Below are 15,567 nucleotides of genomic sequence, written 5' to 3'. Positions count from 1 at the left end.
GAGGCATGAAGCTCTTCCCGTTCGGACGCGGCGACGCGAACCCCCTCCCCTCCGACGACCGCGGCTCGGGCAAGCTCGACGACTACGACTACGAGCTGCGCCCGAAGTCTCGGCGCGGCGACACCCTCCTCCGCCTCGCCGACTCCCGGCCGCATCAGGACGAGATCGCGCGGGTGCTCGCCCTCGGCGAGGACGAGGTCACGGCCGTGATCCCGCGCCGCACCGCGGAGGAGGAGCGCGTGGACGCTCCGATGCCGGTCCGCCTGTTCGCGGCCCAGCGCCCCTCGGGGCTCGTCGGCCAGGTGCCGCGCGGTCTCGAGAACGTGGTCGAGGCCGCCCTCGCCCGGCTCTCGGAGGCGGGGAGGTCGCCCCGCGTGCCGGCCCGCATCGTGACGGTGAGGGGCGGGCTGCGCGTCGAGCTGCTGATGCACGAGACGCGGGGCTGACGGGCGGAGGGCCCGCCGGGTCGGCGCGGTCCATGGAGGAACCGCACCGCGGCTGATAGCATGAACCGGTTCCGAATCCGAAAGCGACCGCCGGTCGACCCAGGATTCGAGCCACGGAGCAGGCCGGCAGGAAGCTGGTCCTCGGTGGTGGAGTCCCGGACAGCGGCAGCGTGCGACAGAGCACGGGCCGCCGCGGCACGAGTCGCAGGCGGCACGTCCCGCTCGCGGCACAGGTCGCGACAGCCCGGAGCTCTTCTACTGGTGGCCAGCACGAACGCCCTCCACACGACGGCACGGCGCGAAGCCCTGCCGTGGGATCGTCTCGATTCCTGACCGGACCGCTGCTCCGACGAACGCCGGCGCCCAGAAGGGGCGCCGCTGCAGACGTTAAGGAGACAGACCTCTTGGAAGGTCCTGAAATCACATTCGCCGAAGCCGTTCTCGACAACGGCTCGTACGGCACCCGCACCGTCCGCTTCGAGACCGGCCGCCTCGCGCAGCAGGCTCAGGGCGCCGTCGCCGCCTACCTCGACGAGGACACCATGCTCCTCTCGGCCACGTCGGCCTCGAAGAACCCGAAGGACAACTTCGACTTCTTCCCGCTGACCGTCGACGTCGAGGAGCGCTCCTACGCCGCCGGCAAGATCCCCGGCTCGTTCTTCCGCCGCGAGGGCCGCCCCTCCACCGAGGCGATCCTGGTCTGCCGTCTGATCGACCGGCCGCTGCGCCCCTCGTTCGTCGAGGGCCTGCGCAACGAGGTCCAGATCGTCATCACGGTCCTCAGCATCGCGCCGGACGAGTTCTACGACGCCCTCGCGATCAACGCCGCGAGCGCGTCCACGCAGATCTCCGGCCTGCCGTTCTCCGGCCCGGTCGCCGGCGTCCGCCTCGCGCTCATGTCCGACGGCTCCGGCAACGACCAGTGGGTCGCCTTCCCCAAGGCCTCCCAGCTGGAGAACGCCGTCTTCGACCTCACCGTCGCGGGCCGCGTCGTCACCAACGAGGACGGCTCCTCGGACGTCGCCATCATGATGGTCGAGGCCGAGGCCACGGAGTCCTCCTGGAACCTCATCAAGGCGGGTGCGACCAAGCCCAGCGAGGACGTCGTCGCCGAGGGCCTCGAGGCCGCCAAGCCCTTCCTCCGCGCACTCGTCGAGGCGCAGGCGAAGCTCGCCGCCGAGACCGCGAAGCCCGTCAAGGACTACCCGGTGTTCCTGCCCTACGCGCAGGAGACCTACGACAACGTCGCCGAGCTCAGCTACGACGAGCTCGTCCGCGTGTACCAGATCGCCGACAAGGTCGAGCGTCAGGACGCCGACGACGCCCTCAAGGCGCGCGTCAAGGAGCAGATCGCCGAGCGCATCGCCTCGGGCCAGCTCTCCGCCGAGGCCTACAACCAGGTCGGAGCGGCGTACAAGTCCGTCACGAAGGTGGTCGTCCGCGGCCGCATCCTCCGCGACGGCGTGCGCATCGACGGACGCGGCCTGGCCGACATCCGCCCGCTCGACGCCGAGGTGCAGGTCATCCCGCGCGTCCACGGCTCGGCCATCTTCCAGCGCGGCGAGACCCAGATCCTGGGCGTCACCACGCTGAACATGCTCAAGATGGAGCAGCAGATCGACTCGCTGTCGCCCGTCACCAAGAAGCGGTACCTGCACCACTACAACTTCCCGCCCTACTCGACCGGTGAGACCGGCCGCGTCGGATCGCCGAAGCGTCGCGAGATCGGGCACGGCTTCCTCGCCGAGCGCGCCCTCGTGCCGGTGCTGCCGAGCCGCGAGGAGTTCCCCTACGCGATCCGCCAGGTCTCCGAGGCGCTGAGCTCCAACGGCTCGACCTCGATGGGCTCGGTCTGCGCGTCGACCCTGTCGCTCCTCAACGCCGGAGTGCCGCTGCGCGCCCCGGTCGCGGGCATCGCGATGGGCCTCGTGTCCGACGTCGTCGACGGCCAGACCCGCTACGCGGCGCTGACCGACATCCTGGGCGCCGAGGACGCGCTCGGCGACATGGACTTCAAGGTCGCCGGAACCGCCGAGTTCGTCACGGCCATCCAGCTCGACACGAAGCTCGACGGCATCCCGTCGTCGGTGCTCGACGCCGCGCTCAAGCAGGCCAAGGACGCCCGCACCACGATCCTCGCGGTGCTCACGGCGGCCATCGACCAGCCCGACGAGATGGCCCCGACCGCGCCCCGCGTGATCTCGGTGCAGATCCCCGTCGACAAGATCGGCGAGCTGATCGGCCCCAAGGGCAAGACGATCAACGCGATCCAGGACGAGACCGGCGCCGACATCTCCATCGAGGAGGACGGCACCGTCTACATCGGAGCCGTCGACGGTCCGTCGGCCGAGGCCGCGCGTGCGCAGGTCAACGCCATCGCGAACCCGACCAACCCCGAGGTCGGCGAGCAGTTCCTCGGAACCGTCGTCAAGCTCGCGACCTTCGGCGCGTTCGTCTCGCTCCTCCCCGGCAAGGACGGACTGCTGCACATCAGCGAGGTCCGCAAGCTCGCCGGCGGCAAGCGCGTCGAGAACGTCGAGGACGTCCTCGGAGTCGGCCAGAAGCTGCTCGTCCAGATCACCAAGATCGACGACCGCGGCAAGCTGTCCCTCGCGCCCGTCGTGGCCGAGGAGGCCGAGGTCGAGGCTCCCGCCGAGAGCTGATCCCTCCTGCACGACCGTGACGCCCGTTCCACTCCGGTGGGGCGGGCGTCCGTCGTCGGCGGGGGCATGGGGTACGGTGGCGGGACCGCGCCGCACCGCCCCGACCGGAGGACTCCGTGACCGACCCGACGCCCCTGGCCACCGAGCCGGAGACGCCCCTCCTCTCACGCACCCTGGGTCGGACCGGCCTCCCCGTGCATCCTCTCGCCCTCGACGGCTCCGTCTTCGGCTGGGCCGCCGGGATCGACGACACCACCGAGGTGCTCGACGCGTTCGGCCGTCTCGGCGGCACCCTGATCTCGACCGCGGACCACTACGCGACCGGTCGGAGCGAGTACATGATCGGCCGCTGGCTCGAGCAGAGCGGGCTGCGCGAGCGGATGCTGGTCGCGACGAAGGTCGGCCGGCACCCGGACGCGCCGGGCCTCGCCCCGGAGGACGTCCGCATCGCGATCGAGGGGAGCCTCGAGCGGCTCGGCACCCGGATCGACCTGCTCTCGTTCGACAGCGAGGACCCCGGGATCCCCATCGCCGACAGCCTGGCGGCGGTCGCGCCGTTCCTGGCGGACGGCTCGGTCGGCGCCCTGGGCGCCGCGCACTTCAGCGGAGCCGCGATCACGGCGCTGCACGAGACGGCGACCGCGTTCGCGCTGCCGTCGCTCTCGGCCGTCGTGTCGGAGTACAGCCTGATGGAGCGCCGGACGTACGAGACCGACGTCGCCCCCGAGGTGGTGCGACTCGAGCTCGGCACCCTCGCGCGGCTGCCCCTGGCGAGCGGCTACCTCACCGGCGCCCTGCGCAGCCGCACGGACGAGCCGGAGTCGGCCCTGTTCGAGGCGGGCCTGGACTACGTCGGCCGCCACGGCTCCCGCGTGCTCGCTGCCCTCGACGAGATCGCCGGCGCCCACGGCACGGAGCCCGGCGTGGTGGCGCTCGCCTGGGTGCTCTCGCACCAGGAGGTCTCGGCGGCGATCGTCCGGGCCCGGAACGCCGCGGAGCTCGAGTCGCTGTTCGCGGCGGCCGCGCTCCCACTGACCCGGAGCGATATCGCCCAGCTGGACCGCGTCTCCGCCTGAGGCTCTCGCCCGCTGGTCCGCCGCCGTCGAGCGCCGCGCCCCGCGCCGGGCTCGGAGCGGGGCGCGGCGAGGTTCAGCGGCGCAGGATGCGCGCCTCCCACGGGCCGAGCGTCGACCCGGTCGCACCGGCGACGTTGCCGAGGACCGTCTCGGCAGCCGCCCACTCCTCGAGCAGCGGCACCTCGAGCGGCTCACCGGACACGTTCCCGACGACGAGCAGCTCGCCCGGTCCGGTGCGCGTGAAGGCGAAGAGCGCGGGGTGCTCGGGCTCCAGCAGCGCGAAGCGGCCCAGCTGCACCGTCTCGTCGGCGTGCCGCAGCGCGATCAGCGCCCGGTAGTACTCGAAGACCGACCGCTCGGCGGCCCGGTCAGCGGCGACGTTCACCTCGGCGGCGTTCGGGTTGACCGCGATCCACGGCTCGCCGGTCGTGAAGCCGGCCTGGGGGCCGTCGTCCCACTGCACCGGCGTGCGGGCGTTGTCGCGGCTCTGCGCGCGCAGCCCGGCGAGCACGGTCGCCGGGTCCTCGCCGCGCTCGTCGACGGCCTCGGTCCAGTAGTTCAGGGACTCGACGTCGCGGAAGTCCTCGATGCCGGCGAACGGGACGTTCGTCATCCCGATCTCGTCGCCCTGGTAGATGTACGGCGTGCCGCGCTGGAGGTGGAGGAGCGTCGCCCAGAGGGTCGCGGACTCGTAGCGGTGCGCGCCGTCGTCCCCGAAGCGCGAGACGAGACGCGGCTGGTCGTGGTTGCCGAGGTACAGGCTGTTCCAGCCGCGCTCGGCCAAGCCGTCCTGCCAGCGCGCGAGGTTGGCCTTCAAGGCGACCAGGTCCAGCGGCACCGGGTGGAACTTGTCGACTCCGTGGTCGATGCCGACGTGCTCGAACTGGAAGACCATGTCGAGCTCACGCCGCTCGGGATCGGTCACGAGCACCGCCTCCTCGAGGGTGACCCCGGGCATCTCGCCGACGGTGAGGAAGGAGCCCTCGCGGTGCGCGAACACGGCCTCGTGCATCTCGCGGAGGTACTCGTGGAGCCGCGGACCCACCCCTCCGACGATGCCCGCGCCGCCCTGCTCGCCGTCGACGGCTCCGACGTCCTTCGAGACGAGGTTGATCACGTCCATCCGGAAGCCGTCCACTCCGCGGTCGAGCCAGCGGTTCATCATCGCGTGCACCGCGTGCCGCACCTCGGGGTTCTCCCAGTTGAGGTCCGGCTGCTGCACCGCGAAGAGGTGGAGGAAGTACTCGTCCGTCGCCGGGTCGAGCGTCCAGGCCGGGCCGGAGAAGTAGGAGCGCCAGCCGTTCGGCTCGGCGACGTCGAGGCCGGCGCCGGCGGCCGCCTCGAGCTCGCGGCCGGGCTCGGCCGAGCGGCGCCCGCGGCGCCACCAGTACCAGTCGCGCTTCGGGTCCTCCTGCGAGGAGCGGGACTCGACGAACCAGGCGTGCTCGTCGCTCGTGTGGTTGACCACGAGGTCCATCACGATGCGGATGCCGCGCTCGTGGGCCTCCGCGAGGAGCAGGTCGAACTCCTCCAGCGTCCCGAACCGCGGGTCGATGTCCTCGTAGTCCGAGATGTCGTAGCCGTTGTCGTGCTGCGGCGACGGGTAGACCGGCGAGAGCCAGATCACGTCGACCCCCAGGTCGGCGAGGTGGTCGAGCTTCGAGCGGATGCCGCCCAGGTCGCCGATGCCGTCGCCGTTCGAGTCCGCGAACGAGCGCGGGTAGATCTGGTAGACGACGGCGCTCGTCCACCAGGGCGCGGACGTCTCCCGCTCGGGGGAGTCGGAGGTCGGGGCAGCGGTCTCGGAGGGGGTCGGGGCGGCGGAGTCCATGGTCGTGAATCTAGCCCGGACGGCCGACACGGAGGGGCCCGCCGCACCGCTCGCCGGCGCGAGTCGACCCCACCGCCGGCGCCCGTGTAACGATCTGGTGAACCGGGCGCGACCCGGCGGAGTGGCGGCTCCGGCGCTCGGATACTCTCTCCCCTGGCGGGACCCGAGCCGCCGCAGGGAGAGTGGTGGCGTGCCCAGGGACAGGACCGGCGCCGTCGTGCGGGCTCCCCGTCACAGTGCCGTCCCGCTCCCGCCCGCGGCCTCCCGCGCAGCCTCCTCGAGCGACGTCCTCGCCGAGACCGGCCCCGTCGAGCCGACCGCCGTCGCACCCTCGCACCGCCGGCCGATGGGCGACTCCGGCCACGACCTCTTCCCCTTCGTGCTCGACGCGGCGGCGCTCGGACGCGAAGACGGTGCCGCGCTGCTCGAGCGCTACGCGGCGTGGGGCGGCAACGGCGTCGTCGTCACCGACTCGAGCCTCGCGGAGGGCGTCGGCGGCTGGCCCGCCGGACACCGCGACCGGGACCGCTTCCTCCTGATCGGCCGCTTCGCCGCTCCGGTCGGCGCGCCCGCGACGCCGCGTGCGCTCGTGGACCGTGTCGAGGGGGCGCTGCGCCGCCTCCGCACCGATCGCCTCGACGTGCTGGCGGTCCGCCCCGACGGGGCCGGGCGCCTCGACGAGCTCCTCAGCGCTGTCGACGTGCTGCTGGCGCGCGGGCTGGTGCGGTCGGTGGTCGCCTCCGGGTTCTCCCCGGAGGAGCTGTTCGAGGCGCGCGTCCTGGCCGCCCACGGGCTGCCCCGCCTCGCCGGCGCGGAGGTCCGCTGGAACCTGCTCGAGCGGCCCGGCTCGGAGGGCGATCTCGGCCTCGTCGCCGCCGGCCAGGGACTCGCCCTGCTCGCGACCGTCCCCCTCGCCCACGGGTTCCTCCGCGGCGCCGAGCGCACCCGCCGCGAGCTCGGCCGCCTGCCCGACGGGGCACTCGCCGCCGCCCACCTCGGGCGCCGCGGACGCCGGGTCCTCGCCGTCCTCGACGCGATCGGTGCCGAGCTCTCGGCCGCTCCCGCCGCCGTCGCCCTGGCCTGGCTGCTCGGCCGGCCGCGGCTGACCGCCGCGACGGTCGCCCCGCGCTCACCCGCCGACGTGGACGCGCTGGTGCGCGCGGTCTCGCTCGAGCTCGACCCCGGACACCTGGCCGCGCTGGAGCGCGCGCGCCGCTGACCGCGCCCGTCCGCGACGCCCCGGGCACCTCTCCCGCCTCGGCGCGACAGCCCGGCTCGGGCCGCCGTCGCGGTGGCCTAGGGTGGGCACGATGAACCACGGAGTCGCACTGCCCCTCGACCAGCCGGAGACGTCAGTCCGGGCCGCAGGCGGGTCCACCGTCCGCCGCTCCGTCCTCCCGAGCGGTGTCCGCATCCTCAGCGAATCGGTGCCCGGTGCCCGCAGCGCCACGATCGGCTTCTGGGTCGCTGCGGGTTCTCGCGACGAGCGGCCCGGCCGCCCCGCGACCGCGGGCGAGCCCGCCGTGCCCTCCAACGTCGGCTCGACGCACTTCCTCGAGCACCTGCTGTTCAAGGGGACGCAGAAGCGGTCCGCCCTCGACATCGCCGTGTCCTTCGACTCCGTGGGCGGGGAGCACAACGCTCTCACCGCCAAGGAGTACACCTGCTACTACGCCAAGATCCAGGACCGCGACCTCCCGATGGCGGTCGAGGTGATCGCCGACATGGTGACCTCGAGCCTGATCGATCCGGACGAGTTCGAGACCGAGCGCGGGGTCATCCTCGAGGAGCTCGCGATGGCGGACGACGATCCGGCCGACGTGGCGGGCGAGAAGCTGTTCGAGGCCGTGTTCGGCGACCACCCGCTGGGCCGCCCGATCGGGGGCACCGCCGCGACCATCGGCGAGGCCACCCGGGACGCGGTCTGGGCGCACTACCGCGCCGCCTACCGCCCGCGCGACGTGGTGATCACCGTCGCCGGCGCCGTCGACCACGAGGCGCTCGTCGCTCTGCTCCAGCGGGTCCTCGTCGCCGACGGCTGGGACCTCGGCACGGCGGCCCCGCCCGTCGAGCGGCGCGTCGGCGGCCGTGCGTCCTACACCCGCGGCAGGGCCCTGTCGGTGGTGCACCGCCCCACCGAGCAGGCGAACCTGCTGGTCGGCTTCCCCGGTCTCGCCGCGGGCGACGAGCGGCGGATGACGATGGGCGTCCTCAACTCGATCCTCGGCGGCGGCATGTCCTCGCGGCTGTTCCAGGAGGTGCGCGAGAAGCGCGGCCTGGCCTACTCCGTCTACTCCTTCGCCCCGTCCTACTCGGACGCGGGCCTCTTCGGGCTCTACGCCGCGTGCACCCCGGCGAAGGCGGGGACGGTCGCCGAGCTCCTGCTCACCGAGTTCCACCGCCTCGCCGAGGACGGCGTCACCGACGACGAGCTCGCGCGCGCCCGCGGCCAGCTCTCGGGAGCGGCGGCGCTCGCGCTGGAGGACTCCGACACCCGGATGTCGCGCCTCGGACGCGCCGAGCTGACCTTCGGCGAGTTCGTCGACCTCGACGAGAGCCTGCGCCGACTCGCCCTCGTCGGCGCGGAGGACGTCCAGGCACTCGCGGCAGACTTGGCCCGGGGGCCGTCGTCGATCTCGGCCGTCGGCGCGGTCGACGAGTCGGCCTTCGCCGGGATCGCCGGGATCGAGAGCGCCTCCGCGATCTGATCCGATCGTCGAACGCCCGCTGACCGCGCACCGCCGCGCCGCACCAGGGAGGACCCCGTGTCCCACTACATCTACCTCGTCCGCCACGGCGAGCAGCAGGACGCCGAGCACGGCATGCCGGACGGCCCGCTCTCGGCCCGTGGCGAGCGCCAGGCGAGGCTCATCGCCGAGAGGCTCGGCGGAGTCCCCTTCACCGGAGCGTGGCACTCGCCGCTGCGCCGGGCCGAGGAGACGGCCGCGCGCTTCCAGACGCTCCTGCCGAGCCTGCCGCTCCAGCCGTCCTCGCTGCTGTTCGACTGCATCCCCTCGGGGCCGACCCCGGACATGCCCAAGGCGTTCGAGCCCTTCTTCGGCAGCGTGACCGCGGCCGAGATCGAGGCGGGGCACGCGCAGATGCAGGACGCGGTGGCCGAGTTCCTGGCACCGTCGCGCGAGGACCGCCACGACCTCCTCATCACCCACAACTTCGTGATCGGCTGGTTCGTCCGCCACGTGTTCGACGCTCCGGACTGGCGGTGGCTGGGCCTCAACCAGGCCAACTGCGGGCTGACGATCATCCGCGTCCGCTCCCGCAAGCCGCCGGTGCTCGTCGTGCACAACGACCTCTCGCACCTGCCCGTGGAGCTGCGCACCGGCCTGCCCGAGGCCCAGCCGTACTGAGCTGCGGGCTACGCTGAGTCGGTGACTACCTCCGTCGCCGTGGTCGGCGCGTCCGGCCGACTCGGCTCGTTCACCTGCTCGCTCATCGAGGCGTCGAGCGAGTTCTCGCTCGTCGGGCGGCTCGGCTCGCGGAGCGATCCCGCCGAGATGCTCGCGGCCGACGTCGTCGTCGACATGACCGTGCCGGCCGTCAGCCAGCAGATCGTCGACTTCGCCGTGGCCAACGGGAGGAAGGTGCTCGTCGGCACCTCCGGCTGGACCGGCGACCGGATCGCGGCCCTCCGGCGCAGCGTCGCCGAGCAGCCCGAGGCCGGCGTTGTGATCATCCCCAACTTCTCGCTGGGCTCGGTGCTCGCGACCGCGCTGGCCACCGTGGCCGCGCGCTTCTTCGACGCCGCCGAGATCGTCGAGACCCACGGCGCCCGCAAGGTCGATTCGCCCTCCGGGACCGCGGTCCGCACGGCCGAGCTGCTGCTGCGCGCCCGGGCCGAGCTCGGTCCGGTGCAGGCTCCGCACACCGACCAGCGGGCCCGCGGCCAGCAGGTCGCGAGCGTCCCGGTCCACAGCCTCCGCCTGCCCGGAGTGGAGGCGCGCCAGGAGGTCGTCTTCGGCGGCACCGGCGAGACGGTCACCATCAGGCACGACACCACCTCGCAGGCGTCCTACGAGCAGGGCGTCCTGCGCGCTCTCGACGCGGTCCGGACGACCACGGGCGTGGTGGTGGGCCTCGACGCGCTGATCGACCTGCGCGCCGCCTTCGACGCCGCGCCTCTCGACGAGCGGCCGGTCGACGAGCAGCCCGTCATCGACCGGGCTCCGTCCGGCCAGGCCGCCGCAGCGACGAGCACCCCGTGAGGACCCGCATCGGCGTCGTCCTGATGGCGGTCCTGCTCGCCCTCTACCTGTTCGTCTGCCTGCAGTACTCCGTCGTCGCCTTCGCCGCGGCGACGGTGCCCGGCATCGTGATGGGCGTCTGCCTGCTGATCCTCGGCGCCGTCGGCGTCTGGGGGCTCGTGCGCGAGCTGCTGTTCGGGCTCCGCGCCGAGAAGCTGGCCCGTCGTCTGGAGGGCGAGAACGCGCTGCCGCAGGAGGTCCTCGACTCGCGGGCCAGCGGGCGTCCGCTCCGGGAGGAGGCGGACGCGCTGTTCCCGCAGTACGCGGAGGAGGTCGACGCGCAGCCCGGGAGCTGGCGCGCCTGGTACCGCCTCGGCCTCGCCTACGACGCCAGCGGCGACCGCAAGCGCGCCCGAGGCGCCATCCGCCGGGCCATCGCGCTGGAGCACGAAGCTCCGGCCTGACCGCTCGGCCGCGACTCGAGCGCGGCTCTCCGGGCGAGGACCGCTCGGGCGGCCGGGATCAGGCGAGCACCCACTCCAGCGCCGCGCCGACCGTGCGGTGGCGGAACTCGAAGCCGTCGTCGAGCAGCCGCTGGGGGACCAGGCGCTGGCTCGAGAGCAGGAGCTCGTGCCCGGCGTCGCGCAGCGCGAGCTCGATGATCTTCTCGGGGACGGCCAGCTTGAACGGGCGGTGCAGCTGCTCGGCGAGGGTGCGCATCACGTCGTTCGCGGTCGCCGGCACCGGTCCGGCGAGGTTCACCGGGCCCGAGAGCGAGGACGTGAGCAGGTGGCGGATCGCCGCGGCCTCGTCGTAGAGGCTGATCCAGGGCCAGGCCTGATTGCCGCTGCCGAGGGGTCCGCTGAGACCGAGCTTCGTCAGGGGCAGGAGCGGCTTGAGCGCGCCGCCGTCGCCGAGGACGAGCCCGGTGCGAGCGGTGACCACCCGCGTGGCCTCGGGCGCGAGGTGGGCGGCCTTCTCCCAGCGGTCGACGACGTCGGCGAGGAATCCGTCGCCACGCGAGGACTGCTCGGTGAGCTCCTCGCCCGGGCGGTCTCCGTAGTAGCCGACCGCGGAGGCGTTGATCAGCGTCGTCGGCGGGGTCGAGGACATCCGCATCGCGTCGGTGAGGGTCTGCGTGGACTGGATCCGCGAGTCGAGGATCTCCCGCTTGTAGGACGCGGTCCACGGCAGGCGGCTGATCGAGGCGCCGGAGAGGTTGATCACGGCGTCGACGCGGTCGAGCACGCTGAAGTCGAGCATGTGCGAGGTGGGCGCCCAGTGGAACTCGTCCGGGCTCGACGGCGCGTGGCGCACCAGGCGCAGGATCTCGTGCCCCTCGGCGCGCAGCTGGCGGGTCAGCTCGGAGCCGATCATCCCGCTGGCGCCCGAGATCAGGACGCGGAGCCGGGGAGCGGACGCGTCCGGCCGGGCCGAGGGCAGCTCGGACGGCGTCGACACGTGCTCGCCCGGCGTGCGCGCGGCGCGTCGCGGCGAGCCGGAGTCCGTGGTCCCGTCGTGGTCGGAGTGCCGTGCGGATGAGTCGCTCATGGTGCCTCCCGGAGCCGGTCGCGGGCCGCCCGCGAAGCGGACCCAGCCTAGAGCCTCACGCCCGGGAGCCGGCCGAGCGCGTCGCGGGAGCAGCACTCGCCCGGAGGAGGCGGGAACCGGGGGAGAGGCTGCCGAGAGGAAGAGGGCACGAGGCCGGTGGTCTAGGCTTCGATGCCGTGACCGAGCAGACGAGCCCACGCCCCGAGCCGACGAGCAGCGGATCCGACGAGAACGCGCCCGTCTTCCGCAGCGATGTCGTCGTCGAGCTGGTCCGCGCGAGCGCCCACGACTCCGACGTGCTGTTCGCGGCCCGCGTCTCGACCCAGGGCGAGAAGACGCTCGCCGAGGCGCTCGACGGCGAGGAGTCCGACGCCGAGCTGCAGCGCAAGCGCGACCGCGGCCTGATCAACTACCTCATGCGCGACCGCCACGGCTCGCCGTTCGAGCACAACTCGATGACCTTCTACGTGCAGGCGCCGATCTTCGTCTTCCGCGAGTTCATGCGGCACCGCATCGCCTCCTACAACGAGGAGTCGGGCCGCTACCGCGAGCTCCGCCCGGTCTTCTACGTGCCCGGCCCCCGCCGCAACCTCGTGCAGGTCGGCAAGCCCGGCGCCTATTCCTTCGAGCCCGGCACCGCGGAGCAGGCCGAGCTCGTCGCCGAGGAGACGCGCCGCGTCAGCACGCAGGCCTACGAGTCGTACCGGCGGATGCTCGGCGAGGGCGTCGCCCGCGAGGTCGCCCGGATCGTCCTCCCGCTGAACATCTACTCGTCGATGTACGTCACGCTCAACGCCCGCTCGCTGATGAACTTCCTCTCCCTGCGCACCAAGCGCGAGGACTCGACGTTCCCCTCCTTCCCGCAGCGCGAGATCGAGATGGCGGCCGAGCAGATGGAGACGCACTTCCAGGAGCTGATGCCCCTCACGGCCGCCGCCTTCACGGCGAACGGCCGCGTCGCCCCGTAGCCCGCCGCCCGGCGAGGACGAGCGGGCCGTCCCGCCCGATCCGCCTGCTGCCGTCCGCGCGGGCGGCTCCGGGAACCTCCTCCCGGCGGCGCGGCGGCGACCCGCTACCCTGGCAGCGTGTCAACTCCGGAGAATCCCTTCGGCCAGGTCCTGGTCGCCCTGGTCACCCCGTTCACCGCCGACGGCGAGGTCGACTGGCCCGGTGTCGAGAAGCACATCGACGACTGCATCGCAGCGGGCGCGGACGGCATCGTGGTCACCGGGACCACGGGCGAGACCAGCACCCTGACCGACCCGGAGAAGATCCGCCTCGTCGAGGTCGGCCGCTCGGTCGCCGGGGGCCGCGCGAAGATCATCACGGGAGGCGGCTCGAACGAGACCGCCCACGCCATGCAGCTCGCCCGTCAGAGCGAGAAGGCCGGCGCCGACGGCAACATGATCGTCACCCCGTACTACAACAAGCCCACGCAGGCGGGCGTGCTCACCCACTTCCGGATGATCGCGGATGCGACGGACCTGCCGGTGATCCTCTACGACATCCCCGGCCGCACCGGCGTGCCGATCCGCTACGAGACGATCCTGCGGGCGGCCAAGCACCCGAACATCCTGGCCGTGAAGGACGCGAAGGGCGATCTCTCCGAGGTCAGCCGCGTGCTCAACCAGACCGACCTGATGTACTTCTGCGGCGACGACGCGAACGTGCTGCCCGAGCTCGCCATCGGCGCCACGGGGCTCATCGGCGTCACCGCGAACATCGCCGCCGCGCCGTACCGCACGATCGTCGACGCCGTGAACGCGGGCGACCTCCACGCGGCCACCCGCGCGCACCAGCAGCTCGAGCCGCTCGTGCGCGCCGTGATGACGCACGTCCCCGGGACCGTCGCCGCGAAGTACATCCTGCACGGCCTCGGCCGCATCTCCTCGCCGCGCGTGCGGCTGCCCCTGGTCGGCCCGGAGGAGTCGGAGGCGGCGCTCATCGAGGACGAGCTCGGCCTGGTCCGCGACATCCCGGGCGTCGACTTCCGCAACTTCCGGCCCGACCGCAACGCCGCGGCCGGCGGCGCCCTCCCGAAGGTCGCCGGCACCACCCGCTGAGCCCGAGCGGCACGTCCCGAGAAAGCACCGCTGGAGAAGGAGGGCGCATGCCCGGTCCCGTGATCATCCCCGCCCCGCTCGCTCCGGGAACGCTCCGGATCATCCCCCTCGGCGGCCTCGGCGAGATCGGCCGCAACATGACCGTCTTCGAGATCGACGGCAGGCTCCTGGTCGTCGACTGCGGCGTGCTCTTCCCGGAGGAGGACCAGCCGGGCGTCGACCTGATCCTCCCGGACTTCACGCCCATCCGGGACAGGCTCGACGACATCGTCGGAGTGGTCCTCACCCACGGCCACGAGGACCACATCGGCGCCGTCCCCTACCTGCTCCGCCTGAAGCGCGACATCCCGCTGATCGGCTCCACCCTCACGCTCGCCCTCGTCGAGGCGAAGCTCAAGGAGCACCGGATCACGCCGTACACGCTCACGGTGAAGGAGGGCGACGTCGAGAACCTCGGGCCCTTCGAGCTCGAGTTCGTCGCCGTGAACCACTCGATCCCGGACGCGCTGGCCGTGTCGATCGTCACCGACGCGGGCTCGGTGCTGCACACCGGCGACTTCAAGATGGACCAGCTGCCGCTCGACGGCCGGATCACCGACCTGCGCGCCTTCGCCCGCCTCGGCGAGGAGGGCGTCGACCTGTTCATGGTCGACTCCACCAACGCCGACGTCCCCGGCTTCACGCCGAGCGAGCGCGACATCGGCCCGGTCATCGAGAGCGTCATGGCCAGGGCGACCCGCCGCGTCATCGTCGCGAGCTTCTCCAGCCACGTGCACCGGGTGCAGCAGGTGCTCGACGCGGCCCACGCCACGGGCCGCCGCGTGGCGCTGCTCGGCCGCTCCATGGTCCGCAACATGCGCATCGCCGCGGATCTCGGCTACCTGCACGTCCCTCCGGGAGTCCTGGTCGACATGAAGAAGTCGGGCGACGTCCCCGAGGACAGGATCGTCTACATGTCCACCGGGTCGCAGGGCGAGCCGATGGCCGTCCTCAGCCGGATGGCCAACCTCGATCACCAGATCGAGCCGGGGGAGGGCGACACCGTGATCCTCGCCTCCAGCCTCATCCCCGGCAACGAGAACGCGGTGTACCGGGTCATCAACGGGCTCACCCGGCTCGGAGCGACCGTCGTGCACAAGGGCAACGCGAAGGTGCACGTGTCCGGGCACGCCGCGGCCGGCGAGCTCCTCTACTGCTACAACATCCTCAAGCCGCTGAACGTCATGCCGGTGCACGGCGAGTACCGGCACCTGGTCGCGAACGCGCAGCTCGCGCGCGAGACCGGGATCGCGGAGGAGAACACGATCATCGCCGAGGACGGCACCGTGATCGACCTGCTCGACGGCAGGGCGACCGTCGTCGGACGGCTCGACCTGGGGTTCGTCTACGTCGACGGATCGTCGGTGGGCGAGATCACCGACGCCGACCTCAAGGACCGGCGGATCCTCGGCGAGGAGGGCTTCATCTCGATCATCGTGGTGGTGGAGGCGGGCACGGGGCGGATCGTCGTCGGCCCCGAGATCCACGCGAAGGGCTTCGCGGAGGACGACAGCGTCTTCGACGAGGTCAAGCCGCGGATCGCGGCCGCGCTCGAGGAGGCGGTGCGGAACGGGGCGAGCGATCAGCACGCGCTCTCGCAGGCCGTCCGTCGCGTCGTCGGCCGCTGGGTCAACACCTCCTACCGCCGCCGGCCCATGATCGTGCCGCTCGTCATCGAGGCCTGAGCCTCCCGGCC

13 protein-coding genes are annotated in these 15,567 nt (G+C 72.6%); 11 read left to right on the top strand and 2 right to left on the bottom strand.

Annotated elements, in window-relative coordinates; translation table 11 throughout:
- The first annotated feature begins 5 nt into the window (after positions 1-5).
- The 3 genes from C5C59_RS02180 (at position 6) to C5C59_RS02170 (ending at position 4,185) form a co-directional block, all read left to right on the top strand.
- Positions 6-446 carry a hypothetical protein gene (locus C5C59_RS02180; protein WP_104226292.1) on the top strand — a complete coding sequence of 147 codons (441 nt, stop codon included), beginning with the start codon at positions 6-8 and terminating at the stop codon, positions 444-446.
- 404 nt (positions 447-850) lie between these two features.
- Positions 851-3,109 carry a polyribonucleotide nucleotidyltransferase gene (locus tag C5C59_RS02175; protein ID WP_104224806.1) on the top strand — a complete coding sequence of 753 codons (2,259 nt, stop codon included), beginning with the start codon at positions 851-853 and terminating at the stop codon, positions 3,107-3,109.
- 116 nt (positions 3,110-3,225) lie between these two features.
- Positions 3,226-4,185: an aldo/keto reductase gene (locus C5C59_RS02170; protein WP_104233259.1), complete on the top strand. Its 960-nt coding sequence runs from the start codon at positions 3,226-3,228 to the stop codon at positions 4,183-4,185.
- A gap of 73 nt (positions 4,186-4,258) precedes the next feature.
- Here the strand turns inward: C5C59_RS02170 and C5C59_RS02165 are convergent, their stop codons facing one another.
- The gene (locus C5C59_RS02165; RefSeq protein WP_104239044.1) at positions 4,259-6,016 is read right to left on the bottom strand and encodes an alpha-glucosidase; all 1,758 of its coding nucleotides are present in this window, start codon (positions 6,014-6,016) and stop codon (positions 4,259-4,261) included.
- A gap of 190 nt (positions 6,017-6,206) precedes the next feature.
- Between C5C59_RS02165 and C5C59_RS02160 the strand changes: the two genes are divergently transcribed.
- The 5 genes from C5C59_RS02160 (at position 6,207) to C5C59_RS02140 (ending at position 10,682) form a co-directional block, all read left to right on the top strand.
- Entirely contained in the window at positions 6,207-7,235 is a 1,029-nt protein-coding gene (locus C5C59_RS02160; protein WP_181134804.1) for an aldo/keto reductase, read from the top strand.
- 91 nt (positions 7,236-7,326) lie between these two features.
- On the top strand, positions 7,327-8,724 hold the full coding sequence (locus tag C5C59_RS02155) for a pitrilysin family protein (protein ID WP_104239048.1): 1,398 nt from the start codon (positions 7,327-7,329) through the stop codon (positions 8,722-8,724).
- 57 nt (positions 8,725-8,781) lie between these two features.
- Positions 8,782-9,384 (top strand): histidine phosphatase family protein, encoded by a 603-nt coding sequence (locus tag C5C59_RS02150; protein ID WP_104224462.1) that lies wholly within the window; start codon positions 8,782-8,784, stop codon positions 9,382-9,384.
- Between the two features lie 21 nt (positions 9,385-9,405).
- Entirely contained in the window at positions 9,406-10,239 is an 834-nt protein-coding gene (gene dapB, locus C5C59_RS02145; protein WP_104239046.1) for a 4-hydroxy-tetrahydrodipicolinate reductase, read from the top strand.
- Entirely contained in the window at positions 10,236-10,682 is a 447-nt protein-coding gene (locus C5C59_RS02140; RefSeq protein WP_104251211.1) for a hypothetical protein, read from the top strand. Before dapB ends, C5C59_RS02140 begins: the two co-directional genes overlap by 4 nt.
- A gap of 58 nt (positions 10,683-10,740) precedes the next feature.
- Here the strand turns inward: C5C59_RS02140 and C5C59_RS02135 are convergent, their stop codons facing one another.
- Positions 10,741-11,769 (bottom strand): TIGR01777 family oxidoreductase, encoded by a 1,029-nt coding sequence (locus C5C59_RS02135; protein WP_104238626.1) that lies wholly within the window; start codon positions 11,767-11,769, stop codon positions 10,741-10,743.
- A 266-nt stretch (positions 11,770-12,035) separates the two neighbouring features.
- Here C5C59_RS02135 and thyX point away from each other — a divergent pair, with 266 nt between their 5' ends.
- The 3 genes from thyX to C5C59_RS02120 all read left to right on the top strand — a co-directional run bounded on the left by thyX (position 12,036) and on the right by C5C59_RS02120 (position 15,556).
- Positions 12,036-12,737: an FAD-dependent thymidylate synthase gene (gene thyX, locus C5C59_RS02130; RefSeq protein WP_258060561.1), complete on the top strand. Its 702-nt coding sequence runs from the start codon at positions 12,036-12,038 to the stop codon at positions 12,735-12,737.
- Between the two features lie 117 nt (positions 12,738-12,854).
- Entirely contained in the window at positions 12,855-13,832 is a 978-nt protein-coding gene (dapA, locus tag C5C59_RS02125) for a 4-hydroxy-tetrahydrodipicolinate synthase (RefSeq protein ID WP_104224469.1), read from the top strand.
- A gap of 47 nt (positions 13,833-13,879) precedes the next feature.
- On the top strand, positions 13,880-15,556 hold the full coding sequence (locus C5C59_RS02120) for a ribonuclease J (RefSeq protein WP_104224470.1): 1,677 nt from the start codon (positions 13,880-13,882) through the stop codon (positions 15,554-15,556).
- The last annotated feature ends 11 nt before the right edge of the window (positions 15,557-15,567 follow it).

It is taken from the genome of Rathayibacter sp. AY1F4 (genome assembly GCF_002931775.1).
Classification (GTDB): Bacteria; Actinomycetota; Actinomycetes; order Actinomycetales; family Microbacteriaceae; genus Rathayibacter.
This window is presented reverse-complemented; position numbering and strand designations above follow the sequence as displayed.